The sequence below is a fragment of the Nocardioides nitrophenolicus genome (genome assembly GCF_016907515.1).
GTDB classification, from domain to species: Bacteria; Actinomycetota; Actinomycetes; order Propionibacteriales; family Nocardioidaceae; genus Nocardioides; species Nocardioides nitrophenolicus.
In genome coordinates this window covers 120,977-145,977 of sequence record NZ_JAFBBY010000001.1, presented here as the reverse complement: position 1 = coordinate 145,977, position 25,001 = coordinate 120,977, and the positions used below count along the sequence as shown (strand labels likewise).

The following is a 25,001-nucleotide window of genomic DNA, read 5'->3' as shown; positions in this document are numbered from 1 at the left end:
GGTGCGGCGAGGTCCGCTGGCGCTGCTGTGCGCGGCGCTGCTCGCGGTCGGGCTGCTGGCCGGTGGCTGCGGCTCGGGCGCCGACGACAAGGCACTCGAGGACGCACTGGCCAAGGTCGACGAGCTCACCGCGCGCAATGACGCCGAGCAGGCGGCGCTCGAGGCGGCCAAGCAGCTGCTGGTGCAGATCACGTCGTACTCCTGGAAGGACGGGGAGCACGACTTCGCCTGGGTCGACAAGATCGCCAACGCCGAGCTGAAGTCCAAGCTGGAGCCGAATGTCGCCGACCTGCAGAAGGCGATCGTCGAGGGCAAGGTCACCGCCAAGGGCCAGGTCGTCGACGCGGCCGGTCGGGTTGTCGACGACACCCAGGTGGAGGTCCTGGCGTTCGTCGACCAGGCGATCACCGACGGCGAGAACGCCGACGTCAAGATCGAGGAGCAGCGCACCAGCATGACCATGAAGCTGGTCGCCGGTGAGTGGCTGATCGACAGGCTGGACCTGCTCAGTGGGACCAACAGCGGCGAGGGTGCACAGTAGCCGCGCGGGCCACGCACTAGATTGACCCGCGTGGCGAACGACGACGGGGACACGCTGGCCGGTCTGCGGACCGTGCTGCGCCGGGTCCTGCTGACCCTGGTCGGCGTGCCGTTCGTCGTCGCCATCGCGATGTCGCTGGTCGACTCCTACCGGCGCCGCGGCAAGCGACCCAAGCCGTTCCCCACCACCGAGCCGCGCACCGTCGCGGTCGGCGACGGCGACGTCACGACGTACACCTTCGGCCGAGACCTGTACGACGACATGCTCGCCGCGATCGAGGGCGCCCAGCGCCAGATCCTCTTCGAGACCTACATCTGGAAGGGCGACGCGACGGGGGAGCGGTTCAAGCGCGCGCTGATCGCCGCCGCCGAGCGCGGCGTCGACGTCTACTGCATCTACGACGGCTTCGCGAACCTCGTGGTCTCGCCGGCCTTCCAGCGCTTCCCCCCGAGCGTGAAGGTGCTGCGCTACCCGGTCTACCCCGCCGGCTGGCGCTTCTTCGACCTGCGCCGCTACGGACGCGACCACCGCAAGATCCTCGTCGTCGACGACAACGTCGGCTTCGTGGGCGGCTACAACATCGGCTCGGCCTACGAGTCGGAGTGGCGCGACACGCACGTGCGGATCACCGGTCCGGCGGTCTGGGACCTCAAGCGGGCGTTCGCCGACTTCTGGAACCTCAACCGGCGGCGCCGGCTGCGCTCCTCGGAGCGGCCACTGCTGCTCGAGACCGCCTCGACCTGGGAGCCGCGGGTCCGGGTGCAGCGCAACGTGCCGCGACTGTGGATGTTCCCGATCCGGGCGATGTACATCGAGGCGATCAACCGGGCCAGCCGCAATGTGTGGATGACCCAGGCCTACTTCCTGCCCGACGAGGACTTCATCGACGCGGTCAAGGCGGCGGCGCGCCGCGGGGTCGACGTACGCCTGCTGCTGCCGCTCAAGTCCAACCACATCGTGGCCGACTGGATCTCGCGCGGTCACTTCACCCAGCTGCTCGACGCGGGCGTGCGGATCCTGCGCTACCGCGACGCCATGGTGCACGCCAAGACCGCCACCGTCGACGGCACCTGGGCCACCGTCGGCACCGCCAACATCGACCGGCTCAGCCTGACCGGCAACTTCGAGATCAACGTCGAGATCATCGACGAGGCCTTCGCCCGCGAGCTGGAGGCGATCTTCGAGGTCGACCAGTCCAACTGCCTCGAGCTCACCAGTGGTGAGTGGGAGGCGCGCGACGTGCACCGCAAGTTCACCGAAGCGGTGCTCGCGCCGCTGAGGCCGCTGTTGTAGCGGGGGTTTGCCAGACGCTTGCGTGGGCGCTGGGGGTGCGCGCTGGGTTGGTGCGCTGCGTGAGGGACTCACGGTGTTTGTTTGGCTCGCTGCTCTCGCATGTCGGGCGCGCTCTTATCGCGTGATCTTCCCTCGCTGCGCTCGCTTCCTCGCTGGCGCTCGGTCGCTCGCTCCACTCGGTCCAGATCACGCGGCGCGCCCGACGGAAACCCCGCTCGGCCGCATGGGGCAGCCGAAGGTCGTGCGCATGCGAAGGTCGTTCAGCTGAGTCTCGTCGCGCGCGCCGCGTTGCCTGGACGGAGCGCAGCGAGCGCCAGCGAGCGGAGCGGAGGAAGGCAACGCGTCAAGAGCGCGCGCGACCTGCGAGCGCAGCGAGCCAAACCAACACCGTGAGTCGGTTGCGTAGCGCGTCAGCCCCGTCGTTCAGCCGAGTGTCGTGCGCATGCGAAGGTCGTCCGGCTGTGTCCCGTCGCGCGCGCCGCGTTGCCTGGACGGAGCGCAGCGAGCGCCAGCGAGCGGAGCGGAGGAAGGCAACGCGCCAAAAGCGCACGCGACCTGCGAGCGCAGCGAGCCAAACAGCATTGACGAACAATGATGTTCGTGGAAGTCTCCGGACCATGGCGACCCTGCCCCGCGGCCGACACGGCCTGAGCCGCGCCGAGGTGGCCGCCGACCAGCGCGAGCGGATGTTCCACGCGCTCGCGGCGGCGATGACCGAGCGGGGCTATGTCGCGACGCCGGTCGCGGAGGTGATCAAGCGGGCGGGGGTCTCGCGGGAGACCTTCTACCAGCACTTCGGCTCCAAGCAGGAGTGCTTCATCGCTGCGTACGACTGGGCGACCGACGCGCTGCGGGCCGGCTTGGCGACGGGGCTGACGACGAGCGGCACCCCGCTGGAGCGGTTCGGCGTCCTGCTCGGCCGCTATCTGGGCGCCCTGGCCGAGGATCCCGACCGGGCGCGGCTGTTCCTGGTCGAGGTGTACGCCGCGGGCCCGGAGGCGATGCGCCGGCGGGTGGCGGTCCAGCAGGAGGCCGCCGCGACCCTCGCGGAGGTCGTCGGCGCCCGCACCGAGCAGGAGCGGTTCGCCTGCGAGGCGCTGCTCGCCGCGACGGTCCAGCTGGTCACCGCGCGGATCGGCCTCGGCGAGCCCGAGGCGCTGGCCGACCTGCACCCCCCTCTCGTCGCCCTGGCGGCGACGCTGTTCCCGAGCTGAGGAGAAGTCCATGTGGTTCCGAGCCCCGGTGCGTGATCTCGCCGGCAAGCAGGTCCTGGTCACCGGCGCCGCCAGCGGCATCGGTCGCGCGGTGGCCGAGCAGGCGGCCGCCAGCGGCGCCGTCCTGCACCTGACCGACATCCAGCCCGAGGCGTTGGCGGCCGTCGCCGACGGCATCCGGGCGCGGGGTGGCCGGGTCGGCACCGCCGAGGTCGCCGACGTCTCCGACCACGCCCAGGTACGCCGGCTCGCGGCGCTGGTCACCGAGCGCGCCGGTGCGATGGACGTGGTGCTCAACGTGGCGGGCATCGCCGTCTGGGGGACCGTGCGCAGCCTGGAGCCGGAGCACTGGCAGCGGTTGGTCGACGTCAACCTGATGGGCCCGATCCACGTGATCGAGGAGTTCGTGCCGCCGATGATCGACGCGCGGCGCGGCGGCCAGCTGGTCAACGTCTCGTCCGCGGCGGGGATCATCGCGATGCCGTGGCACGCGGCGTACAGCGCGACGAAGTTCGGGCTGCGCGGCGTCTCCGAGGTGTTGCGCTACGACCTGCGCAGGCACCGCATCGGCGTCAGCCTGGTGTGTCCCGGTGGTGTCGACACCGGCCTGGTCGAGACGATCCGGATCGCCGGCATCGACCAGCAGAGCAAGGCGTTCGTCCGCGCGCGCCGGCACTTCCAGAAGCGCGCGGTCTCGCCGGAGCAGGCGGCGGAGGCGATCTGGCGCGGAGCGCTGCGCAACCGCTACTGGGTCTACACCTCCGCCGACATCCGGCTGGCCCACTGGCTGCAGCGCTACTTCCCGCCCGGCTACGCCGTGGCCATGCGGATCTTCAACTACGGCGCCAACCGGGTGCTCCCGGCCGTCGAGCAGGCCCGCCGGGCCGACGCCGCATGAGCGAGCCGCGGATCGCTCCGGGCGGCTGGCGCGAGGTCGGGCCGTTCGTGGCCGGCTTCGCCCGGGTCGCGGGGCGGGTGCAGGGCACCGAGCCGCCCGCGGTCTTCCTCACCCTCGGCCGGCACCGCCGGCTCTTCTGGGGCTGGCTGCACTTCGCCGGCCGGCTGATGCCCGGGGGGCGGCTGTCGCGGCGGGAGTCGGAGCTGGTGATCGTGCGGGTCGCGGCGCGTCGAGCGTCGGCGTACGAGCTCGAGCAGCACCGGCGGCTGGCCCGCCGGGCCGGGCTGTCCCGCGAGGAGATCGTGGCGGTCGAGTCCTTCGCCGACCATCCGGGGCTCGCGGAGCGGGAGCGGCTGCTGCTGCGCGCCACCGACGAGCTGCTCGCGGACCAGGACCTGTCCGACGGGCTGTGGGCCGAGCTGGGGGAGCGCTTCGACGACCGGGAGCGGATCGAGATCCTGATGCTCGTCGGCCACTACGCGATGCTGGCGACCGCCCTCCACGCACTCCGGGTGCGCCCCGACCGGGCGCGTCGCGGCAAGGACTAGAACAGGTGTTCGAATCTGTGGTAGGGTGGCGTCAGGCCGTACGGCGGGATGCTTCGAGTGGTTCCGGGGACCTGAGGCCGAGCGTTGCCGGACAGGGCGCGCACCTGTGTGGTGCGTCACGACCGCTGAGCCCGAGGGGTTCCTCCGTGCAGGGCGAGACCGTGTTGTCGCGCCCTGGGAGTTTCAATGTCTGCCGCTGTTCTCACCGCACCGCACCCGATCGTGGGGTGTGCTGCTGAGTTGAGCGCGGTGTTGGCCCGGGTGGGGCAGGTGCAGCCGGTGTTCATGTCGGTGGCGGAGAAGGAGTCCGCGCTGGTGGGTCTGGCTCGGGTCGAGGCGCAGGTGGCCGAGCTCAAGGCCCGGGTCCTGGCGGCGGGTGAGGATGTCGCGGTGGCTCACGGTGCTCGGGACGTGGCGGCCTGGCTGGCCCAGGCGACCCGCTCTGATCCGGCCCCCGTGCGCGCGGAGCTTCGTCTGGCGCGGGCGCTGGAGCAGCGTGTGGTGGTGGCGGCGGGGATGCGCTCGGGTGAGGTGTCGCCCGCGCAGGCGCGGGTGATCGCCCGGGCGGTCGCGGAGCTGCCGGCCGGCCTGGGTCCGGAGCTGGCTACGCGGGCGGAGGCGACGTTGGTGGGCTATGCCGCGCATCATTCGCCGCGGGAGTTGAAGCGGCTGGGGCGTCGGATCCTGGAGGTGGTGGCGCCGGAGGTGGTGGAGGCCGAGGAGGGGCGCCGGTTGGAGGATGAGGAGCGTCGGGCGCGGGAGACGGCGTCGTTGCGGTTCCACGACCTGGGTGATGGCCGGACCCGGGTCGCGGGAGTGTTGCCCACGCCGGTGACCCAACGGCTGGAGCACTACCTGCAGGCGTTCACCTCACCGCGCCGGCCCGGCCGTGACGGCCCTGGTGACGGCCCTGGTGTTGGTAGTGGTGTTGAGCGGCTGCCGCGGCATCGTGCCTACGCGGATGCGTTCGCGGCGTTGTTGGAGCGGCTCGATCCGGCGCGGTTGCCCGAGCATGGTGGGGACGCGACGACGGTGCTCGTCACCATCGACCTGGCCGCGCTGCGGGCCGACCTGGCGATGGCCGAGGTGATCGGCGGTGATGGGGTGGAGTCGATCTCGGCGGGGCAGGCGCGGCGGTTGGCGTGTGGGGCGGGGATCGTGCCGGTGGTGTTGGGTGGTCGGGGTGAGGTGCTCGACCTGGGGCGGCGTCGGCGGTTGTTCTCGCGGGCGCAGCGGCGGGCGTTGCGGGTGCGGGATCGGCGGTGTCGGGCCGAGGGCTGCACGATCCCGGCGGTGTGGACCGAGGCTCATCATCTTCAGCCGTGGTCGTGGGGTGGGCGGACCGATCTGGGCAACGCGGTCAGTCTGTGTTCCCACCACCATCACCGCATCCATGACCGGGCCTACCGTGCGGAGCGGTTGGCGAGCGGTGACGTCCGGTTCCATCGACGCACGTGAGGAGGTGGAGCAGCGGTGTCGGTGGCCCCTCGTACGCTGGATCCATGCGTCCGGTCACCGATCTCGAGCGTCGCGTCGCGCCCTTCCACGTCCAGTCCGACTACCAACCCTCCGGCGACCAGCCGGCGGCGATCGCGGAGATCACGAAGCGGCTCAACGACGGCGTCCAGGACGTCGTCCTGCTGGGCGCGACCGGAACCGGAAAGACCGCGACGGTGGCCTGGGTGGCCGAGCAGGTGCAGCGGCCGCTGCTGGTGCTCCAGCCCAACAAGACGCTGGCCGCGCAGTTCGCCAACGAGCTGCGCCAGCTGTTCCCCGACAACGCCGTCGAGTACTTCGTCTCCTACTACGACTACTACCAGCCCGAGGCCTACGTCCCCCAGACCGACACCTACATCGAGAAGGACTCCTCGATCAACGAGGAGGTCGAGCGGCTGCGCCACTCCGCGACCAACAGCCTGCTCACTCGGCGCGACGTGATCGTGGTGTCGACGGTGTCGTGCATCTACGGTCTCGGCACCCCCCAGGAGTACGTCGACCGCATGGTCCGGCTGCGCGTGGGCGAGGAGCACGACCGTGACTCGGTGCTGCGTCGGCTGGTCGAGATCCAGTACACCCGCAACGACCTCGCCTTCACCCGCGGCACCTTCCGGGTGCGCGGCGACACCCTCGAGATCTTCCCCGTCTACGAGGAGCTCGCGGTCCGCATCGAGTTCTTCGGCGACGAGATCGAGCGGCTGATGACGCTGCACCCGGTCACCGGTGAGGTGCTCACCGAGGACCAGGAGCTCTACGTCTTCCCGGCCAGCCACTACATCGCCGGTCCGGAGCGGATGGAGCGGGCGATCCGCGGCATCGAGGCCGAGCTCGCCGAGCAGCTCGCGACCTTCGAGAAGCAGGGCAAGATGCTCGAGGCGCAGCGGCTGCGGATGCGCACGACGTACGACATCGAGATGATGCGCCAGGTCGGCTCCTGCTCGGGCATCGAGAACTACTCGATGCACATGGACGGCCGGTCGCGCGGCAGCGCGCCCAACACCCTGCTCGACTACTTCCCCGAGGACTTCGTGCTCGTCGTCGACGAGTCCCATGTCGCCGTCCCCCAGATCGGCGGCATGTACGAGGGCGACATGTCCCGCAAGCGCAACCTGGTCGAGCACGGCTTCCGGCTGCCGAGCGCGATGGACAACCGGCCGCTGCGCTGGGAGGAGTTCCTCGAACGGATCGGGCAGACCGTCTACCTCTCGGCGACGCCGGGCGACTACGAGCTCGACAAGGTGCAGGGCGACGTCGTCGAGCAGATCATCCGCCCGACCGGCCTGGTCGACCCCGAGGTGGTGGTGAAGCCGACCAAGGGCCAGATCGACGACCTGATCCACGAGATCCGGCTGCGCGCCGAGAAGCAGGAGCGGGTGCTGGTCACCACGCTCACCAAGAAGATGTCCGAGGACCTCACCGACTACCTCCTCGACGCCGGGATCCGCACCCGCTACCTCCACTCCGAGGTCGACACGCTCAAGCGGATCGAGCTGCTGCGCGACCTGCGCCTGGGCGCCTACGACGTCCTCGTCGGCATCAACCTGCTGCGCGAGGGCCTTGACCTGCCCGAGGTGTCGCTGGTGTCGATCCTCGACGCCGACAAGGAGGGCTTCCTGCGCTCCGACAAGTCGCTGATCCAGACCATCGGCCGCGCGGCGCGCAATGTGTCCGGCGAGGTCCACATGTACGCCGACCGGATCACCCCGTCGATGGAGTCCGCCATCGACGAGACCAACCGGCGCCGGGCCAAGCAGGTCGCCTACAACGAGGCCCACGGCATCGACCCCCAGCCGCTGCGCAAGAAGATCGCCGACATCACCGAGATGCTGGCCCGCGAGGACGAGACCACCCAGGAGCTGCTGCAGACCTGGGCAGATGTCGGCCAGAAGGGCCGCGCGGGGGGAGTGAAGCCCAAGAAGTCCCCGACCCCCCAGCTCCGCTCGACCGACATCGGCGGGCACGCCGCCGAGCTGGCCGGGCTGCCGAGCTCCGACCTGGCCCAGCTGATCCAGGACCTCACCGACCAGATGAAGGCGGCTGCTGCCGAGCTCCAGTTCGAGCTGGCGGCGCGGCTGCGCGACGAGATCGGGGAGCTGAAGAAGGAGCTGCGGCAGATGATGGAAGCGACGAAGTGAGGAGCGAACGCCGGCCGAGGAACGAGGCCGAGTGTTCGCGACGAGCGAGGAGCTGTGCGAGCGAAGCGAGCACCGGCGACCAAGTGAGGAGGGAGCGCCGATCGAGGAACGAGCGGGGGCGCCGCGTGAGCGGGCGCACGTCCGGCTGAAGTCGTCGCCCGTCGGAGCCCGCCGGTAGCCTGGTCGCGTGAGCGACGCGCCTGGGATCACCCCGGGTCGCAGCTACCTCGTCTGGATCGTCGGCCTGCTGGCCTATGCCCTGGCGGTCTTCCACCGAAGCAGTCTCGCGGTCGCCGGCCTGGCCGCGACCGAGCGCTTCGACATCTCGGCCAGCCAGCTGGCGTCGTTCACGGTGCTGCAGCTGCTGGTCTACGCCTCGATGCAGATCCCGGTCGGGCTGCTGGTCGACCGCTTCGGCTCGCGGACGGTGCTGACCGTCGCGGTGGCCGTGGTGAGCACCGGTCAGCTGGCGTTCGCGTTCGCCGACAGCTACCCGCTGGCGCTCGGGGCCCGGGTGCTGGTGGGAGCGGGCGACGCGATGACCTTCATCTGCGTGCTGCGGCTGGTGTCGTCGTGGTTCCCGCGGCACCGGGTGCCGCTGATCAGCCAGCTCACCGGCAACCTCGGCCAGCTCGGCGCGCTCGCGGCCGCCGCGCCGATGACCTGGGCGCTGGGGCACCTCGGCTGGACCCGTGCCTACCTCGGCGGCGCGCTCGCCGGTCTGGTGGTGCTGGTCGTGCTGCGGCTGCTGCTCCACGACACGCCGACCGAGCCGCACCTGCGGGGCGTGCCGATGTCGGCCCGGGCGCTGGGCGCCAGCCTGGCCTCGTCGTGGGCGCAGCCGGGGACCCGGCTCGGGCTCTGGGTGCACTTCTCGACGCCGTTCAGCACCACCGTGATGGGGCTGCTGTGGGGCTATCCCTTCCTGGTGACCGCCGAGCGCGTCTCACCCGGTACGGCGAGTGCGCTGCTCTCGCTGCTCGTCGCTACCTCAGTCGCGTACGGCCCGCTGCTCGGCTGGCTGGTCGGCCGGCATCCGTGGCACCGGTCGACGACCGCGCTGATCATCGTCGCGGCGCTCGCGGGGGTGTGGGGCCTGGTGCTGCTGTGGCCGGGCGACGCCCCGCTGCCGCTGCTGGTGCTCCTCATCGTCGTGGTGGGGGCCGGCGGGCCGGGGTCGATGATCGGCTTCGACGTCGCCCGGACCAGCAACCCCGACCGGCGTACGGCGAGCGCCAGCGGAATCGTGAACGTCGGCGGCTTCACCGCCGGGCTGCTGGCGGTACTGGCGGTGGGCACGGTGCTGGACGTGCTGACACCCGGGACGCAGGAGTACACGCCCGAGGCGTTCCGGTGGGCGATGGCGACGCAGTACCTGCTGTGGACCCTCGGCGTGGTCCAGGTGCTGCGCTACCGGCGCCGGATCCGCGGGCTCACCACCCGCGACCAGGTGGCCGCCGGCTCCTCGATGGTGGACCTCACCCCCGACGCGCGCTGAGCCCGACCAGCCGGGCGACCACGAGCGCCACGTAGAACACGCCGGCGACCTGCTCGACCATCACGAACGAGCGCGCCTGGCTGAGGACCGGGTAGACGTCGGACAGCCCGACGCTGGTCAGCGTGGTGAAGGAGAGGAAGAGCAGCTCGAACCAGCTCAGCGGGGTGCCGCCGTCGGGACTGTTGAAGCCGACGAACGAGCCGGGCCAGAGCACCTGCGCGGCGGCGTACAGGTAGGCGAAGGCCCAGGCGACGACGGTGAACGCGGCACCGGTCGCGAAGATCTCGTCCACGGTGACCCGGTCGTCGTGGAACAGGTAGCGGATCATCGCGTAGGAGACGAAGAGGTAGAACGGGACATGGAAGGCCGCCGAGGCCAGCACGATCCAGTCCACCTCGGGGTGCATGGCCTCGAGCACGGCGAGCACGACGGCCGGTGCGCCGAGGAGCAGCACCACCCAGCGCAGCGTCGCGGTCCGACGTACCGCCCACACCGCGGACAGCACGACGACCATCTGGATCACGCCGACGACGGCGCGTCCCGCGGCGGAGTCCTCGAGCGCCGGATAGGCGAGCACCACCACGAGCTGCGCCGCGAGCAGGACGGCGGAGGGGTGTCGGCTGATCGTCTCCAGGGGGCGGCGGCGCGGCGCGGCGGGGGAGGGCACGGCCCGATCCTAGGGAGGCCGCGGCGTGACCCCCGCCACTCCGGCGGCGTTGAGCAGGCGGAGGAGGGAAATTCCGACCGGGGGCAGCCGAGTCGTCTTGGTCACAACGAGAACGTGTTCTAATATCGCCGGAACCCTGGAGCGGGGTCGGGCTGGAACAGTCGTGGGGAGAGGAGTCGGGGCGTGGCTTTCAATGCCATGGCGGTCGTGCGTGGCCCTGGCGAGATCGCGCTGATGGTGGTCGAGGTGACCAAGCGGATCTTCACCCGGCCCTTCCAGTTCCGAGAGTTCCTCGAGCAGGCCTGGTTCGTCACCAGCGTGACGCTGATGCCGACGATCATGGTGTCGATCCCGTTCGGCGCGGTCATCTCGCTGCAGGTCGGCAACCTGACCGGCCAGCTCGGTGCGCAGTCCTTCGCCGGCGCGACGGCGGTGCTCGCCACCGTGCGGGAGGCGGCGCCGATGGCCGCGGCGATGATCATCGCCGGAGCGGCCGGGTCGGCGATCTGCTCCGATCTCGGGGCGCGCAAGATCCGCGAGGAGATCGACGCCATGGAGGTGCTCGGCATCGATCCGCTCGAACGCCTGGTCGCCCCGCGCGTGGTGGCGACCATGTTCGTCGCGTTCATGATCAACGGCATCGTGATCGGCACCGGCATCGGGGGCGGCTACTTCTTCACCGTGATCGTCCAGGGCGGGTCGGCGGGCGCCTTCCTGTCGTCGTTCACCGCCCTCGCGTCGCTGCCGGACCTCTACATCGCGATGATCAAGGCGATCATCTTCGGCTGGCTGGCCGCCATCATCGGCGCCTACAAGGGCCTCAACGCGGGCGGCGGCCCGAGCGGTGTCGGACGGGCGGTCAACGAGTCGGTGATCATCGCCTTCATGGCGCTGTTCTTCCTCAACGCCGTGATCACCGCGATCTACTTCCAGGTCGCTCCGCCGGTGGGGTTGTGATGGCGGCCGCCGGAGAGCTCATCAACGACGCCTACAAGAGTGGGCGCTCCACGCTCGAGGGGTACGGCGACCAGCTGCTCTTCTACGTCAAGGCGCTGGCCTGGGTGCCGCGGGCGATCAAGCGCTACCCGCGCGAGATCCTGAACACCCTGGCCGAGGTCGCCTTCGGCGCCGGTGGCCTGAGCCTGATCCTGGGCTCGGTCGGCGTGATCGCGTTCATGGCGTTCTTCGCCGGCACCGAGGTCGGCATCCAGGGCTACGCCTCGTTGAGCCAGATCGGCGTCGCGAAGTTCAGCGCGTTCATCTCGGCCTACTTCAACACCCGCGAGGTCGCGCCGCTGGTGTCCTCGATCGCGCTCGCCGCCACCGTCGGCTGCGGCTACACCGCCCGTCTCGGTGCGATGCGGATCTCGGAGGAGATCGACGCGCTCGAGGTGATGGGCATCCCGTCGCTGCCGTTCCTGGTGACCACCCGAATGGTGGCCGCGTTCATCGCGGTCATCCCGCTCTACATCGTGGCCCTGTGCGCGTCGTACCTCTCGCCGCGGCTGATCGTCACCATGATCTACGGCCAGTCGGGCGGCACCTACGACCACTACTTCCTGCAGTTCCTGCCCCCGATCGACATGGTCTGGTCGTTCTTCAAGCTGCTCTTCCTGGCCGTGGCGGTGATCCTGATCCACTGCTACTACGGTTACACCGCGTCGGGCGGCCCCGCCGGCGTCGGGCGTGCGGTCGGCAAGGCGATCCGCACCAGCATCGTGACCATCGTGATGGCCGACTTCTTCCTCACCTTCGCCATCTGGGGCTCGACCACGACCGTCCGGATCACGGGGTGAGTGGCCGATGCTGATGAACATCCACCACGACAGCGTCAAGGAGCACAACCGGCTCCTCGTCGCCGGCGTCGTCTTCCTGTCCGTGATCGCGCTGCTGATCTGGCTGTCGATCGCGATCTACAACAAGACCTTCGACAGCTCCACGACGGTCACGGTCAAGGCGGACCGGGCCGGCCTGCAGCTGGCCAAGTTCGGCGACGTCCGGATCAACGGCGTGCTGGTCGGCCGGGTCGACAAGATCGACCAGGACGGCGAGCAGGCCGAGATCACCCTCGCGCTCGACAACGAGGCGGCCAAGCGGATCCCGGCCAACGTCACCGTGCGGATCCTGCCGACCACGCTGTTCGGCCAGAAGTTCGTCGCCCTGGTGCGCCCCGAGGCCGCGGCCGGGCGGCTCCAGGACGGCGACGTGATCCCGTCGGACCGGGTGGAGACCAATGTCGAGCTGAGCCAGGTGCTCGCCGACCTGTTCCCGCTGCTGCGCGCGGTGCGTCCCGCCGACCTCAACGCCACCCTGCACGCCGTGGCCACCGCACTCGAGGGCCGCGGTGACCAGCTCGGCGCCACCATGGACCAGCTCGGCGACTACATCGGCGCGATCGAGGACCACCTGCCGACCCTGCGCCAGGACCTGGTCGCGCTGGCCGACGTCGCCGATGCCTACGACGTCGCGGCGCCCGACCTGCTCGACGTGCTCGACAACGTCACCGTCACCAGCAAGACGGTCACCGAGAAGGCCAAGGACCTCGACGTCTTCTTCTCCGACCTCACCGGCCTGTCCGACACCGCGACCAGGTTCCTGGCCGACAACGAGCAGAACCTGATCCGGATGGGCCAGGTCACCGCGCCGGTGCTCGACCTGCTCGCCGAGTACTCGCCCGAGTTCCCGTGCCTGATCCGGGGGGCCGCCAACTACGCGCCGATCCTGTCCAAGACCTTCGAGGGCAACGTGGTCAAGCAGTACATCGAGTTCTTCCAGCCCCAGTTCCGGCCCTACGACGAGCGCGACCTGCCGACGTACGGCGAGGTCGGGCACGGTCCGTGGTGCCTGGGTCTGCCCAACTTCACGGTGCCGGCGCCGGCGCACCCCCTCGACCAGGGCTCCGACATCGACGAGAAGGGCGGCTTCTCCCCGCTCCCGCTGCAGGGCCTCCTGGGCCGACCGGCCGCCATCGACAGCGGGTACGCCGGCAGCGCGGCCGAGCAGCGCGTGGTGAACGCGATGCTCGCCGGTGAGACCGGCCATGACCCGGAGTCCTACGGCGCCCTCGGCACCCTGCTCTACGGACCGGTCGTCCGGGAAGGGAAGGCGGCCGGATGAGGCCCGGAGGCAACCAGCGCAACGCGGCGACCACGGCCGCGGCGGTCAAGCTGGGCGTGTTCACGCTCGTGTCGATCTTCGTGACCGGGCTGCTGGCCGTGATCATGGGCAATGTCGGCTTCGGGCCGCGCAACGAGTACCAGGCGATCTTCACCAACGCGACGATGCTCGAGAAGGGCGACGACGTCCGGGTCGCCGGCGTCAACGTCGGCGAGGTGAAGAAGGTCGAGCACTACCGGCGGACCATGGCCAAGGTGACCTTCAAGGTCGACTCCGGGGTGAAGATGACGACCGCGTCCCGAGCCAACATCCGCTTCCTCAACCTGGTCGGCGACCGCTACATGAGCCTGGAGCAGGGGACCGGCGCCGAGGAGGCCCGGCCGCTCGCCGACGGCGCCACCATCCCGGTGTCCAACACCGAGCCGGCTCTCGACCTGACCGTGCTCTTCGACGGCTTCAAGCCGCTGTTCGCGGCGCTGACGCCCGACCAGGTCAACGAGCTGAGCATGAACCTGGTCCAGGTGCTGCAGGGGGAGGGCGGCACCGTCAAGAGCCTGCTCGACCACACCGCGTCGCTGACCTCGACCCTCGCCGACCGCGACCAGCTGATCGGCGACGTGATCACCAACCTCACCCAGACCCTGAAGACCGTCGACGACAGGCACCAGCAGCTCAGCTCGCTCATCGTGGAGCTGAAGGACTGGATGACCGACCTCGCCAAGGACCGCGACACCATCGGCTCCTCGCTCGACAACATCTCCCAGCTGACCGTCGCCGTCGCCGACCTGCTGCGCCGCGGCCGGCCGCTGCTCAAGGAGGACATCGCGGCGCTGCGCGAGCTCGCCAAGCTGCTCAACAAGAAGGAGAACCGCGACAACCTGGCCAGCCTCCTGGACCGGATGCCGGAGATGATGACCGACCAGACCCGGACCGGCACCTACGGCTCCTGGTACCAGTACTACGTCTGCGGCGTGTCGGCCCGGATCGTGCTCCCCATCATCAAGGACCTCCCGATCCTCAAGGAGATCCAGGACTACATCACCAAGTTCTCGTTCAAGTCCAAGGCGCCGAGGTGTCAGGACCGATGAACAAGCACCAGCGCGCCCGCGACGCCCGCGTCCTCCGCCTCGGCGTGATCACCCTGGTGATCATGGCCGTGGTGTCGGCCGCGACCTTCAACCTCGGCAAGTTCCCGGGCTTCCGCGGCACCACCTACTACGCCGAGTTCAGCGACGCCAGCGGGATCCACAAGGGCAACATCGTCCAGGTCGGCGGGATCCGGGTCGGCCGGGTCGCCGCGGTCACCCTGGCCGGCGACCGGGTCAAGGTGAAGTTCGAGCTCGACGGCGACGTCGAGTTCGGCAAGGAGAGCACCGCCTCGATCGAGGTGCTCAACCTGCTGGGCGAGAAGTTCCTCGACCTCACCCCCGCCGGCAAGGGACAGCTCGCCGAGGGCGGCACGATCCCGGTGGAGCGCACCCAGTCGGCGTACGACATCGTCGGGGTGTTCGGCGACCTCACCACCACCACCGAGGAGATCGACACCCAGCAGCTCGCGCAGGCGCTGGACACCGTGGCCGACACCCTCGACGAGTCGGCGCCCGAGATCCAGGCCTCCTTCGACGGCATCTCCCGGCTCTCCCGGAGCATCGCCTCGCGCGACGCGGAGATCCAGACTCTGTTCGACAGCTCGAAGGAGGTGACCAAGGTCCTCGCCGACCGCAGCGACGACATCGTCGAGCTGATGAAGAACAGCGACCTGGTCTTCCAGGAGCTGACCAAGCGCAAGGACGCCGTGCACGCGCTGCTCGTCAACGCCCGCAGCCTCGCCAAGGAGCTGCGTGGCGTCGTGAAGGACAACGAGGCGCAGATCGGTCCCGCGCTGAAGGAGGTCGACGGCCTGGTGTCCTTCCTGGTCTCCAAGAAGGACAAGCTCAAGGCGACGCTCAACGCGCTCGGCCCCTATGTGTCCATCCTCAGCAACATCATCGGCACCGGGCCGTGGTTCGACGCGTACGCCGCGAACGTCCTCGCGATCCCGACCGGTGAGTTCGTCCCCGGATTCGACGGGTGATCGCCATGGTGTCCACCGTCCTCAAGCGCATCGACCGGCGGGTGCTCGCGCTCGTCGCGGCGGTCCTGCTCGTCGCCGTCGCGGTCAACCTGGTCCGCTCGCCGGCCGAGATGAAGACCGTCACCGCCCACTTCCCGCGCGCCGTCAGCGTCTACAAGGGCACCGACGTGCGGATCCTCGGCGTCAACGTCGGCAAGGTGACCGCGGTGATCCCCGAGGGGAACTCGGTCCGGGTCGAGATGGAGTACGACGCGTCGTACGAGGTCCCGGCGAAGGCCCAGGCCGTCATCGTGACCCCGACCCTGGTCGCGGACCGCTTCGTCCAGCTCACGCCGGTCTTCCAGGGCGGCGACGTGATGGCGGACGGCGCCGACATCCCGCTGCCGGAGACCGCGGTGCCGGTCGAGCTGGACCGGATCTACGGCAGCCTGCAGGCGCTGACCCGGGCGCTCGGCCCCAACGGGGTCAACGCCGACGGCACCCTCGACCACCTGCTGGCGGCCGGCACCAAGGCGTTCAGCGGGCAGGGCGCCCGCGGCAACCAGATGATCCAGGACCTCGCCGACGCGGCGCAGACCTTCGGCGACGGCGCCGGCCCGCTCTTCGAGTCGGTCACCCAGCTCGCGAAGTTCACCACCACACTCGCCGAGAACGACACTCTGGTGCGTGCGTTCATGCAGGACCTGACCGGCGTCTCGGCGATGCTCGCCGACGAGAGCGACGAGCTGCAGCAGGCCGTGGCGGCCGTCGCCAAGGCCGTCGGCAGCGTCAAGGGCTTCGTCAAGAACAACCGCGACGCCTTCGTCGCCGACATCGAGAAGCTCACCGAGGTGATGCGGACCATCGCCTCGGAGAAGGACAACATCCAGACCGCGGTCGAGGTGGCACCGGTCGCGATGGGCAACCTGGCGATGGGCTTCGACCACGTCAGCGACAGCCAGAACTCCCGCTTCGCCATCGGCGGCAATGTGTGGGACGCCGACGGCTTCATCTGCGGCCTGATCCAGCAGCACCCGGCGATGCCGCCGGCGCTCAAGGACACCGCCTGCGAGCTGATCGAGAAGCTGATCGAGCCGATCGTGACCCAGCTGCCGTGGCTGCCGCCGGAGTACAAGACCTACCTGCCGAAGCAGGCCGCCTCGAAGAAGGGCGTCAAGGTGCCGGATTTCTCCGACGTGTCCTACTCCACCGGTGACGACGCCTCCGTCCAGAACCTGCTGGGAGGTGGCTCGTGAGCGCGCACCCCCTTCGCCGCCGCTGGCGCGGCCTGCTGGCCCTGCTGCTCGGCACCACCCTGCTCACCGGCTGCAGCGGCTTCGACGGCGCCTACGACCTGCCGCTGCCCGGCCACCCGGTCGACGCCGACGAGGCGTTCGAGGTCACGGCGTACTTCCGCGACGTGCTCAACGTCGTCCCGCGCTCGCCGGTGATGGTCGACGACGTCGTCGTCGGCGAGGTGACCGAGGTCGAGCGGTCCGGCTGGAACGCCAAGGTCACGCTGCGCCTGCGCGAGGACGTGAAGCTGCCCGACAACGCCATCGCCGACATCCGCCAGGTCTCCCTGCTCGGCGAGAAGTACGTCGCCCTGCAGGCTCCCCAGCAGGAGGCGCCGACCGGACGGCTCGGCCAGGGCGACCAGATCGAGCTGGCCAAGACCGGCCGCAACCCGGAGGTGGAGGAGGTGCTCGGCGCGCTGTCCTTCCTGCTCAGCGGTGGCGGTGTCGCGCAGCTCGGCACGATCACCCGCGAGGCCAACCTGGTCATGTCCGGCCGCGAGGACCGGCTGCGGGCGCTGCTCTCGTCGCTGGACTCGGTGGTCGGCACCATCGACCAGCAGAAGCTCGACATCATCTCGGCCCTGGAGTCGCTGAACAACCTGACCTCGACCCTCAACGCCGAGAAGAAGACGATCGGCGACGCGCTCGACGCGGTCGGTCCCGCGGTCGAGGTGCTGGCCGCCCAGCACGACGAGCTGGTCGCGATGCTCACCTCGCTCGACAAGCTCGGCGTCGTCGGCACCCGCGTCATCAACGCGAGCAAGGAGGACGTGCTGAAGATCCTCGAGGACCTCAGCCCGATCCTGCGCCGGCTCACCGAGGCCGACGAGCAGCTCGCGCCCGGCCTCAACCTGCTGGTGAGCTTCCCGTTCCCGCAGGCCGCCAACAACATCGTCCAGGGCGACTACGCCGACACGATCATCCGGGCCGACCTCAACCTCGAGAACCTCTACAAGACGCTCGGGCTGCCCGAGATCGAGCTGCCCGACCTGGGTGAGGTGCTCGACTCGGTCACCAAGTGCCTCCGGAGCGGCAGCCTCACCAGCGTGTCCTGCCTCAAGGTGCTCAGCGACGTCAACCTGCTGCAGGACCTGCAGAACAAGTGCAAGGACCCCAAGATCAGCTCCAGCCCGGTCTGCAAGCTGCTCACCTCGCTGCCCAACCTCGACCTCGGCGGGCTGCTGGGCGGCTCGAACGGCGTGCTCGGGCCCAACGGGCTGCTCGGCGGCCTGCTCAAGGGGCTCACCGGAGCCCAGCCGTCGTCGTACCGGACCACACCGGAGAGCCTGCTGGGCGGGGGAGCGGCATGACCAGGGGCGTGCGGATCCGGCTGATGGCCTTCGTGGTCCTCAGCGCCGTCGGCATCACCTACATCGCGGCGAGCTATCTCGGCATCGTCGACCGGATCACCGGCCGCGGGATCACCGTCACCGCGAGCCTGCCCGGCTCGGGTGGCCTGTTCGAGGGCAGCGAGGTGACCTACCGCGGCGTGAAGATCGGCCGGGTCGCCAAGATGGACGCCACCGAGAAGGGCGTCGACCTCACCCTCGACCTCGAGGAGAGCACCCGGCTCCCGCTGGACTCGCGGCTGTTCGTCCACAATCTCTCCGCGGTCGGTGAGCAGTACCTCGACTTCCAGCCGCCCGACGAGAAGGGCCCGTACGCCGAGGACGGCTCCCGCTTCGCCGGCGACGAGAAGTCGCTGCCGGTCGACGAGGGCGACCTCCTGGTCGACCTCAGCCGCTTCGTCGACTCGGTCGACAAGGACAGCCTCGAGCAGGTCGTCCAGGAGCTCGGCACCATGTTCGCCGACACCGGCGACGACCTGCAGCGGCTGCTCGACGGCGGCTCGGCGTTCATCGCCGAGGCCAGCGCCCACACCGACGAGACGATCCAGCTGCTCGACAGCGGACTGGCGGTGTTGAAGACCCAGCAGGGGCAGAAGGAGAACATCCGCCGGTTCGCCAACGACCTGAACACGATCACCACCGCGCTCCGGGGCAGCGACGGCCACCTGCGCACGGTGCTCAGCGCCACGCCCGGCGCGGCCAAGGCGCTGACCCGGCTGCTCAAGGAGCTGGAGCCGACCATCCCGGTGCTCCTCGGCGACCTGGTGACCGTCGACCAGGTGCTGGTCACCGAGCTCGACGGGATCGAGCAGCTGCTGGTGACCTACCCGGTGCTCATCTCCGGTGGCCCGACGGGCAGCACCGCCGACGGCTGGGGTCACGTCAACCTGCAGTTCGACTACAGCGTGCCGCCGTGCACCAAGGGCTACGTCCCGCCGTCCGAGTGGCGCTCGACCCAGGACCTGACCGACCGCAAGCCGGCCGACGTCAGCTGCACCGCGGGGCCGCCGTACTCCATGCGCGGCAGCAAGTACGCGCCGGCCTACCGCAAGAACCGGGCCTCGCCCGGACGCGTCTACAGTGGCACCTACGACCCGTCCACCGGTGAGGTGCCCGGGCTGGTCGACAACCAGGGGACTCCGGTCGAGCTGCGGCAGCCAGAGGACCTCTCCGTCCTGGGAGGGGATGCGTGGAAGTGGCTGTTGGTCGGTCCGGTGGCGAGCAAGTGAACCCACCGGAGACGCAGGACCGGAGCCGGGTCCGCCTCAACGTCGCGCTGTACGCCGCCACCGTGATCTGCGGCTGCGTCGCGCTGCTGCTGCTCTACCTCCACGTCAACAGCTCCGACAACGAGGTCAACGGCACCGACGTGGTCCCCGGCGCGGGCCAGGACGTCGGCCGCGGCCTCGTCGAGGCGGTGCCGCTGGCGAGCGACGCCGAGCAGCAGCGCACCGCCGCTCAGCTCGAGGCCGCGAGCAAGATGGTCACCTCATTCGTGAACTTCGACTACCAGGACCCCGACCGCACCATCGAGGCGGTCAAGTCGATGGCGACCGGCGAGTTCCTCTCGCAGTACACCAAGGGCGCCGCGGACCTCGAGAAGCTGGCGACCGAGGCACAGTCGACCATGGTGGCCGAGGTGGTCTGGACCGGCCTGGTCGCCGGCGACGAGGACACCGCGACCGCGATCGTGGCCACCAGCGGCACGGTGAAGAACAAGACGACGGACTTCCAGCCGGAGGCGCGCAACTACCGCATCCAGCTCGAGCTCGTGCGGGAGGGTGGTCGCTGGCTGACCAAGGACCTCCAGTACGTCGCTCTGGGCTGATGCCGCGCAGGACGAGGATCAGATGAGCCGCCCCACCCCCCGCAAGCCCGCCAGCTCCCGTGGGCAGACCCCCCGCCCGCGCCGGCTCGCCGGGCGGTCCGGAGCCCCGCGCCCGGCCGCCGAGGAGCCGACGCCCGACGAGGCCGACGAGACAGACGTGGTCGACGAGACAGACGTGGTCGACGAGAGCTCCGACGCCGACTCCGTCCTCGACGTCCGGGACGCCCCGCACGACGCGCGCCCCGGCCTGCTGGCCCGGCCGCGCACCACCCGGATCCTGATCGCCGTCCTCGCGCTGGTCACGCTCGCGCTGGTCGCCGAGTTCGCACTGCTCGTCGTCGACCGCCTCCGCGACGACGACGAGCCGGTCCGGGTCAGCGACGGCAACGGCCTGTCCGTGCCGAAGGGCCGGCCCGTCGTCGCCTCCGCCCTGCAGTGGCGCGACGGCGTCGAGGCCGCCGCGAAGGCGGCCCAGGAGCTGGTGTCGGTCGACTACGGCAAGTACGACGAGGAGGTGAAGTCCGCCGTCGCGCTGACCACGGCGCGCTACGAGAAGGACTACCTCAAGACGATCGGGGACGTGAAGGAGCAGGGCATCGCCCAGCAGCTCAAGGTCCAGGCGAGCGTCGTCGCGCAGGGGGTGGTGCGGGCCAACCGCACCCGCCTGGAGGCACTGGTCTTCCTCAACCAGGTGGTCGAGCGGGTGCGCGAGGGCAAGAAGGAGACCGTCGTGACGCCGTACCGGGTGCTGGTGACGATGGTCCACACCGACCACGGCTGGCTGGTCGACCGGCTCGACACCGATGACCCGGCGGCGGCGGCGAAGGCGGGCGGCTCGCCCAGCAGCGCTCCGAGCAGCGACACGCCCAGCCGGGACACGCCCAGTCAAGACGCGCCGACCAAAGACAAAACAAACTAGAACACGTTACAGTTCGGTCGTGGCCACTACGGGAGAGAGCATCGTGGACTGCGACCTGGCGGTGGTCGGCGCGGGTCCGAGCGGTCTGTTCGCAACCTACTATGCCGGATTCCGCGGGATGCGGGTCGCGTTGATCGACTCGTTGCCCGAGCTCGGTGGCCAGATCACCGCGATGTACCCGGAGAAGGCGATCCTCGACGTCGCGGGCTTCCCGGACGTCAAGGGGCGCGACCTGGTCGAGGGCCTGGTCGCCCAGGCGCTGACCGCGAAGCCCGAGCAGCTGCTCGGCCGCACCGCCACCGACCTGGTCACCGACGACGAGGGCCTGACCCTCACCCTCGACGACGGGACCGCCGTGCGCGCCAAGGCACTGGTGATCACCGCCGGCATCGGCAAGTTCAGCCCCCGACCGCTGCCGGCGGCCGCGGGCTGGGTCGGCCGGGGCGTCGAGTTCTTCGTGCCCGGCTTCGAGCCCTACCGCGACCAGGACGTCGTCATCGTCGGTGGCGGCGACAGCGCCTTCGACTGGGCGATCCACCTCGAGCCGATCGCGCGCTCGGTCACCCTGGTCCACCGTCGCGATGCCTTCCGGGCCCACCAGCGCACCGTCGACCAGGTCCTCGCCTCGTCGGTCCAGGTCGTCACCAAGGCCGAGGTGGCCGCGCTCCGTGACGCCGAGGGCGGCGCCTCGGGCCCGCTCGCCGAGCTCGAGCTGGTGGTCGAGGGGGAGTCGCGGGTGCTGCCCGCGCAGGCCGTGGTCGCGGCCCTCGGCTTCGTCGCCGACCTCGGCCCGCTGCAGCAGTGGGGCCTCGAGACGCACCGACGCCACGTCGTCGTCGACCCGTCGATGCGCACCTCGCTGCCGCGGGTGTTCGCGGCGGGCGACATCACCGAGTACCCCGGCAAGGTCCGGCTGATCGCCGTCGGGTTCGGTGAGGCGGCGACCGCCGTCAACAACGCGGCCGTCGTCATCGACCCGACCGCCCACGTGTTCCCCGGGCACTCCTCGGAGGGAAGCTGATGAGCTCCGGACGCGACCGGGTCAAGCTGAGCGAGGACGAGGTCCAGGCGCTGCTCGGCGAGAACCTGAAGGTGCAGGTCGCGGCCAACGGTCGCGACGGGTTCCCCCACCTGACCACGCTGTTCTACGTCGTGCGCGACGGCCGGATCGCGTTCTGGACCTATGGGCGCAGCCAGAAGATCCTCAACCTGGACCGCGACCCCCGGGTCACCGCGCTGGTGGAGGACGGCACCGACTACTTCGAGCTCCGCGGCGTCTCCATCGAGGGCCGCGCCGAGATCGTGCGCGACCCGGCGACCATCCTCGAGATCGGCTCGGCCGTGGCGACCCGGATGGTGGGCGCCGACTCGTTCGAGTCGCTGGGGGAGATCGGCATGCAGGCCGTGCAGAAGCAGGCGACCAAGCGGGTGGGCGTGATCATCCATCCCGAGCGGGTCGCGTCCTGGGACCACCGGAAGATGACCTGAAAGGCACCGTCATGAAGATCAAGGTCGACTTCGACCTGTGTGAGTCCAACGGCCTGTGCGAGGCCATGGCTCCCGAGGTGTTCGAGCTGGACGACGACGACTTCCTCCAGCTGCACACCGAGGACACCACCGAGGAGAACCTCGAGAACGTCAAGCGCGCCGTCGCGGCCTGCCCGCGCGCCGCCATCACCCTGGTGGAGGAGTGAGCATGGGGGCGACGACGTCGCTGGACGGCAAGGTCGCGATCGTCACCGGCGCGGGCGCCGGGCTGGGCCGCGCGGAGGCGCTGGCCCTGGCCCGCGCCGGAGCGCGGGTGGTGGTCAACGACCTGCCCGGGGCGGGCGACGAGGCGGTCGACGAGATCCGTTCGCTCGGCGGTGAGGCGGTCGTGGTGCCGGGGGACGTGAGCGAGCGTGCCACGGCCGACGCGATGGTGGCGGCCGCCGTCGACCGGCTCGGCGGCCTCGACATCGTGGTCAACAACGCGGGCATGACCCGCGACCGGATGCTCTTCAACCTCGGCGACGACGAGTGGGACGCGGTGATCGCGGTCCACCTGCGCGGTCACTTCCTGCTCTCGCGCAACGCCGCGGCGTACTGGCGCGGCAAGGCCAAGGAGAGCGAGACCGGCACGGTCTACGGCAGCATCGTCAACACCGCGTCGGAGGCCTTCCTCGGCGGCTCGCCCGGCCAGGCCAACTACGCCGCGGCCAAGGCGGGCATCGCCGCGCTGACCCTGTCCAGCGCGCGCGGGCTGTCCCGGATCGGCGTGCGCGCGAACGCGATCTGCCCGCGCGCCCGCACCGCCATGACCGCGGAGGTCTTCGGCGAGGACCAGTCGGGCAAGGCCGTCGACCCCTACTCGCCCGAGCACGTCGCGCCCGTGGTCGCCTATCTCGCCTCGCCGGCGGCGGAGCGGATCACCGGCCAGGTCATGGTCGTCTACGGCGGCATGGTCGCCGTGGTCGCCGCGCCGGTCGTGGAGGAGCGCTTCGACGCCTCCGGCGACCTGTGGACCGCCGACGACCTCGACAAGCAGCTCGGCGGCTTCTTCGCCGATCGGGACCCGCAGCTCGGCTTCGCCGCCGACTCGATCATGAAGCTGAGTGTGTGAGCATGGCTGACTCGAACGGACGCCTCGAGGGCAAGGTCGCGATCGTCACCGGAGCGGCGATGGGCCAGGGCGCCGAGATCGCCCGCGCGTACGTCGCCGAGGGGGCGCGCGTCGTCATCGCCGACGTCGCCAAGGAGCAGGGCCAGGCGCTCGCCGACGAGCTCGGCGCCGCGGCCCACTTCGCCCACCACGACGTGAGCGACGCCGCCTCCTGGGCCTCGCTCGTCGAGGACGCGAACACGCGCTTCGGCGCGGTGAGCGTGCTCGCCAACAACGCCGGCATCCTGCGCTTCGGCGACATCGAGCGGATGCCCGCCGAGGAGGTCGAGCTGCTCTGGCGGGTCAACCAGCTCGGCGTCTTCCTCGGCATGCAGGCGGTGGCCCGCACCATGCGCAAGAACGGCGGCGGCTCGATCATCAACGCCTCGTCGGTCGAGGGCCTGGCCGGGATGCCGTCCTGCACGGCGTACGCCGCGACCAAGTGGGCGATCCGCGGGATGACCAAGTGCGCCGCGATGGAGCTCGGTCCCAAGGGGATCCGGGTCAACTCGGTGCACCCGGGCATGATCGACACCCCGATGACCCGGGTCCATGGCGGCGACGCGGCGATGGAGTACGGCGCCAGCAAGGTGCCGCTGCGCCGGGTCGGCACGCCCGAGGACATCGCGCCGGTCTACGTCTTCCTCGCGAGCGACGAGTCGTCGTACATCAACGGCGCGGAGATCGCGGTCGACGGTGGCGTGACCTCGACCCACGCGTTCGGGGCCTGACGGCCCCCGCCGGGGTCAGTCGCGGAGGATGAGGTGGACGGCCTTCTCCATGTGCGTCGCGGTCTCCGCCGCCGTGGAGCGGCCGGTCACCCAGGCCACCAGGGCGGAGAGCCACACGTCGCCGATGACGCGCGCGATGGCGACGTCCTCCTCGGTGATCGCGTCGGCGGCGGGGACGCCGCCGTGCATCGCGTGGGTGACGATCGAGGTCATCGCCATGCCGACGACGTGGATCTCGTTGGTCACGCTGCTGTCGGCGAACATGAAGGCGCGGGTCAACGCCTCGGTGAGCTTGGGGTCGCCCTGCATGCCGCGGGCCATCCGCTTGAGTACGTACAGCACCCGCTCGGCCTGCGTGTCGCCGGGGATGTCGCGCTCGTTGAGGCGCGCCGAGGCGTCCTCGAACTGGCGGCCCAGGGCGGAGACGAGCAGATGGATCTTGGACGGGAAGTACCGGTACAGCGTGCCGAGGGCCACGTCGGCCTGCTCCGCGACGGCGCGCATCTGCACGGCGTCGAAGCCGCCCGACTTGGCCAGCTCGTACGTCGCGTCGAGGATTCGCTTGCGGCGCTCCCGCTGTGCGGCCGATCCGAGATCGTCGGACGTGGACGGGTTCGCGATGCTCACGGCGAGGTCCCCCTGCTCTGGTGTGACGGACGGGTCGTTGTGGACCCAGTCGATAGGCTACCGGCAAGTAGCGCATAATTTGGAACACGTTCCACTACGTTTCTGTTTCGGCCCTGCTCCCCGGGAGCTCGAAAAGGGGAGAAGTAC

General features: G+C 70.2%; 25 protein-coding genes. 23 read left to right on the top strand and 2 right to left on the bottom strand.

Annotated elements, in window-relative coordinates:
- Position 1: 1 nt before the first annotated feature.
- From JOD66_RS00720 to JOD66_RS00685, 8 genes are all read left to right on the top strand, one after another.
- Positions 2-541 (top strand): hypothetical protein, encoded by a 540-nt coding sequence (locus JOD66_RS00720; RefSeq protein WP_204835050.1) that lies wholly within the window; start codon positions 2-4, stop codon positions 539-541.
- Positions 542-571: 30 nt separating this feature from the next.
- Complete coding sequence (locus JOD66_RS00715; RefSeq protein WP_307823214.1) at positions 572-1,834, top strand: phospholipase D-like domain-containing protein; 1,263 nt, start codon at positions 572-574, stop codon at positions 1,832-1,834.
- A gap of 617 nt (positions 1,835-2,451) precedes the next feature.
- A complete protein-coding gene (locus tag JOD66_RS00710; RefSeq protein WP_204835049.1) occupies positions 2,452-3,048 on the top strand; it encodes a TetR/AcrR family transcriptional regulator in 597 nt (198 codons plus the stop codon).
- Between the two features lie 10 nt (positions 3,049-3,058).
- Complete coding sequence (locus JOD66_RS00705) at positions 3,059-3,946, top strand: SDR family oxidoreductase (RefSeq protein WP_204835048.1); 888 nt, start codon at positions 3,059-3,061, stop codon at positions 3,944-3,946.
- Positions 3,943-4,494 (top strand): carboxymuconolactone decarboxylase family protein, encoded by a 552-nt coding sequence (locus JOD66_RS00700; RefSeq protein ID WP_204835047.1) that lies wholly within the window; start codon positions 3,943-3,945, stop codon positions 4,492-4,494. The genes JOD66_RS00705 and JOD66_RS00700 overlap by 4 nt, the downstream gene beginning before the upstream one ends.
- Positions 4,495-4,680: 186 nt before the next feature.
- Positions 4,681-5,952, top strand: coding sequence for an HNH endonuclease signature motif containing protein (locus tag JOD66_RS00695; protein ID WP_204835046.1), 1,272 nt, complete (start codon positions 4,681-4,683; stop codon positions 5,950-5,952).
- 44 nt (positions 5,953-5,996) lie between these two features.
- Positions 5,997-8,126 carry an excinuclease ABC subunit UvrB gene (uvrB, locus tag JOD66_RS00690; protein ID WP_204835045.1) on the top strand — a complete coding sequence of 710 codons (2,130 nt, stop codon included), beginning with the start codon at positions 5,997-5,999 and terminating at the stop codon, positions 8,124-8,126.
- A gap of 187 nt (positions 8,127-8,313) precedes the next feature.
- Positions 8,314-9,624: an MFS transporter gene (locus tag JOD66_RS00685; protein WP_307823213.1), complete on the top strand. Its 1,311-nt coding sequence runs from the start codon at positions 8,314-8,316 to the stop codon at positions 9,622-9,624.
- Here the strand turns inward: JOD66_RS00685 and JOD66_RS00680 are convergent.
- Positions 9,605-10,291, bottom strand: a complete 687-nt coding sequence (locus tag JOD66_RS00680; RefSeq protein WP_307823212.1) for an ion channel — start codon at positions 10,289-10,291, stop codon at positions 9,605-9,607. The two genes, JOD66_RS00685 and JOD66_RS00680, sit on opposite strands and share 20 nt — an antisense overlap.
- Before the next feature lie 183 nt (positions 10,292-10,474).
- Here JOD66_RS00680 and JOD66_RS00675 point away from each other — a divergent pair, with 183 nt between their 5' ends.
- From JOD66_RS00675 to JOD66_RS00605, 15 genes are read left to right on the top strand one after another with little or no spacing between them, the layout of a single operon-like run.
- A complete protein-coding gene (locus JOD66_RS00675) occupies positions 10,475-11,248 on the top strand; it encodes an MlaE family ABC transporter permease (RefSeq protein ID WP_443678730.1) in 774 nt (257 codons plus the stop codon).
- On the top strand, positions 11,248-12,087 hold the full coding sequence (locus JOD66_RS00670) for an MlaE family ABC transporter permease (protein ID WP_204835044.1): 840 nt from the start codon (positions 11,248-11,250) through the stop codon (positions 12,085-12,087). The genes JOD66_RS00675 and JOD66_RS00670 overlap by 1 nt, the downstream gene beginning before the upstream one ends.
- Positions 12,088-12,094: 7 nt before the next feature.
- Entirely contained in the window at positions 12,095-13,408 is a 1,314-nt protein-coding gene (locus tag JOD66_RS00665) for an MCE family protein (RefSeq protein ID WP_204835043.1), read from the top strand.
- Entirely contained in the window at positions 13,405-14,496 is a 1,092-nt protein-coding gene (locus JOD66_RS00660; protein ID WP_204835042.1) for an MCE family protein, read from the top strand. Before JOD66_RS00665 ends, JOD66_RS00660 begins: the two co-directional genes overlap by 4 nt.
- The gene (locus JOD66_RS00655) at positions 14,493-15,482 is read left to right on the top strand and encodes an MCE family protein (protein ID WP_204835041.1); all 990 of its coding nucleotides are present in this window, start codon (positions 14,493-14,495) and stop codon (positions 15,480-15,482) included. The genes JOD66_RS00660 and JOD66_RS00655 overlap by 4 nt, the downstream gene beginning before the upstream one ends.
- A 5-nt stretch (positions 15,483-15,487) precedes the next feature.
- The gene (locus tag JOD66_RS00650; RefSeq protein WP_204835040.1) at positions 15,488-16,717 is read left to right on the top strand and encodes an MCE family protein; all 1,230 of its coding nucleotides are present in this window, start codon (positions 15,488-15,490) and stop codon (positions 16,715-16,717) included.
- Complete coding sequence (locus tag JOD66_RS00645; protein WP_204835039.1) at positions 16,714-18,069, top strand: MCE family protein; 1,356 nt, start codon at positions 16,714-16,716, stop codon at positions 18,067-18,069. The genes JOD66_RS00650 and JOD66_RS00645 overlap by 4 nt, the downstream gene beginning before the upstream one ends.
- Positions 18,066-19,337 carry an MCE family protein gene (locus JOD66_RS00640; protein WP_204835038.1) on the top strand — a complete coding sequence of 424 codons (1,272 nt, stop codon included), beginning with the start codon at positions 18,066-18,068 and terminating at the stop codon, positions 19,335-19,337. Before JOD66_RS00645 ends, JOD66_RS00640 begins: the two co-directional genes overlap by 4 nt.
- Positions 19,334-19,936, top strand: coding sequence for an Rv1363c family protein (locus JOD66_RS00635; RefSeq protein WP_204835037.1), 603 nt, complete (start codon positions 19,334-19,336; stop codon positions 19,934-19,936). Before JOD66_RS00640 ends, JOD66_RS00635 begins: the two co-directional genes overlap by 4 nt.
- A gap of 22 nt (positions 19,937-19,958) precedes the next feature.
- Complete coding sequence (locus JOD66_RS00630) at positions 19,959-20,855, top strand: hypothetical protein (RefSeq protein WP_204835036.1); 897 nt, start codon at positions 19,959-19,961, stop codon at positions 20,853-20,855.
- 19 nt (positions 20,856-20,874) lie between these two features.
- Positions 20,875-21,876 (top strand): NAD(P)/FAD-dependent oxidoreductase, encoded by a 1,002-nt coding sequence (locus JOD66_RS00625; RefSeq protein WP_307823211.1) that lies wholly within the window; start codon positions 20,875-20,877, stop codon positions 21,874-21,876.
- Positions 21,876-22,343, top strand: coding sequence for a pyridoxamine 5'-phosphate oxidase family protein (locus tag JOD66_RS00620; protein ID WP_204835034.1), 468 nt, complete (start codon positions 21,876-21,878; stop codon positions 22,341-22,343). Before JOD66_RS00625 ends, JOD66_RS00620 begins: the two co-directional genes overlap by 1 nt.
- 11 nt (positions 22,344-22,354) lie before the next feature.
- Entirely contained in the window at positions 22,355-22,549 is a 195-nt protein-coding gene (locus tag JOD66_RS00615; RefSeq protein WP_204835033.1) for a ferredoxin, read from the top strand.
- 2 nt (positions 22,550-22,551) lie between these two features.
- The gene (locus JOD66_RS00610; protein WP_204835032.1) at positions 22,552-23,457 is read left to right on the top strand and encodes a 3-oxoacyl-ACP reductase; all 906 of its coding nucleotides are present in this window, start codon (positions 22,552-22,554) and stop codon (positions 23,455-23,457) included.
- 2 nt (positions 23,458-23,459) lie between these two features.
- Positions 23,460-24,227: a glucose 1-dehydrogenase gene (locus tag JOD66_RS00605; RefSeq protein ID WP_204835031.1), complete on the top strand. Its 768-nt coding sequence runs from the start codon at positions 23,460-23,462 to the stop codon at positions 24,225-24,227.
- A 15-nt stretch (positions 24,228-24,242) separates the two neighbouring features.
- Here JOD66_RS00605 and JOD66_RS00600 read toward each other — a convergent pair whose 3' ends face one another.
- On the bottom strand, positions 24,243-24,854 hold the full coding sequence (locus tag JOD66_RS00600; protein ID WP_204835030.1) for a TetR family transcriptional regulator: 612 nt from the start codon (positions 24,852-24,854) through the stop codon (positions 24,243-24,245).
- Between the last annotated feature and the right edge of the window lie 147 nt (positions 24,855-25,001).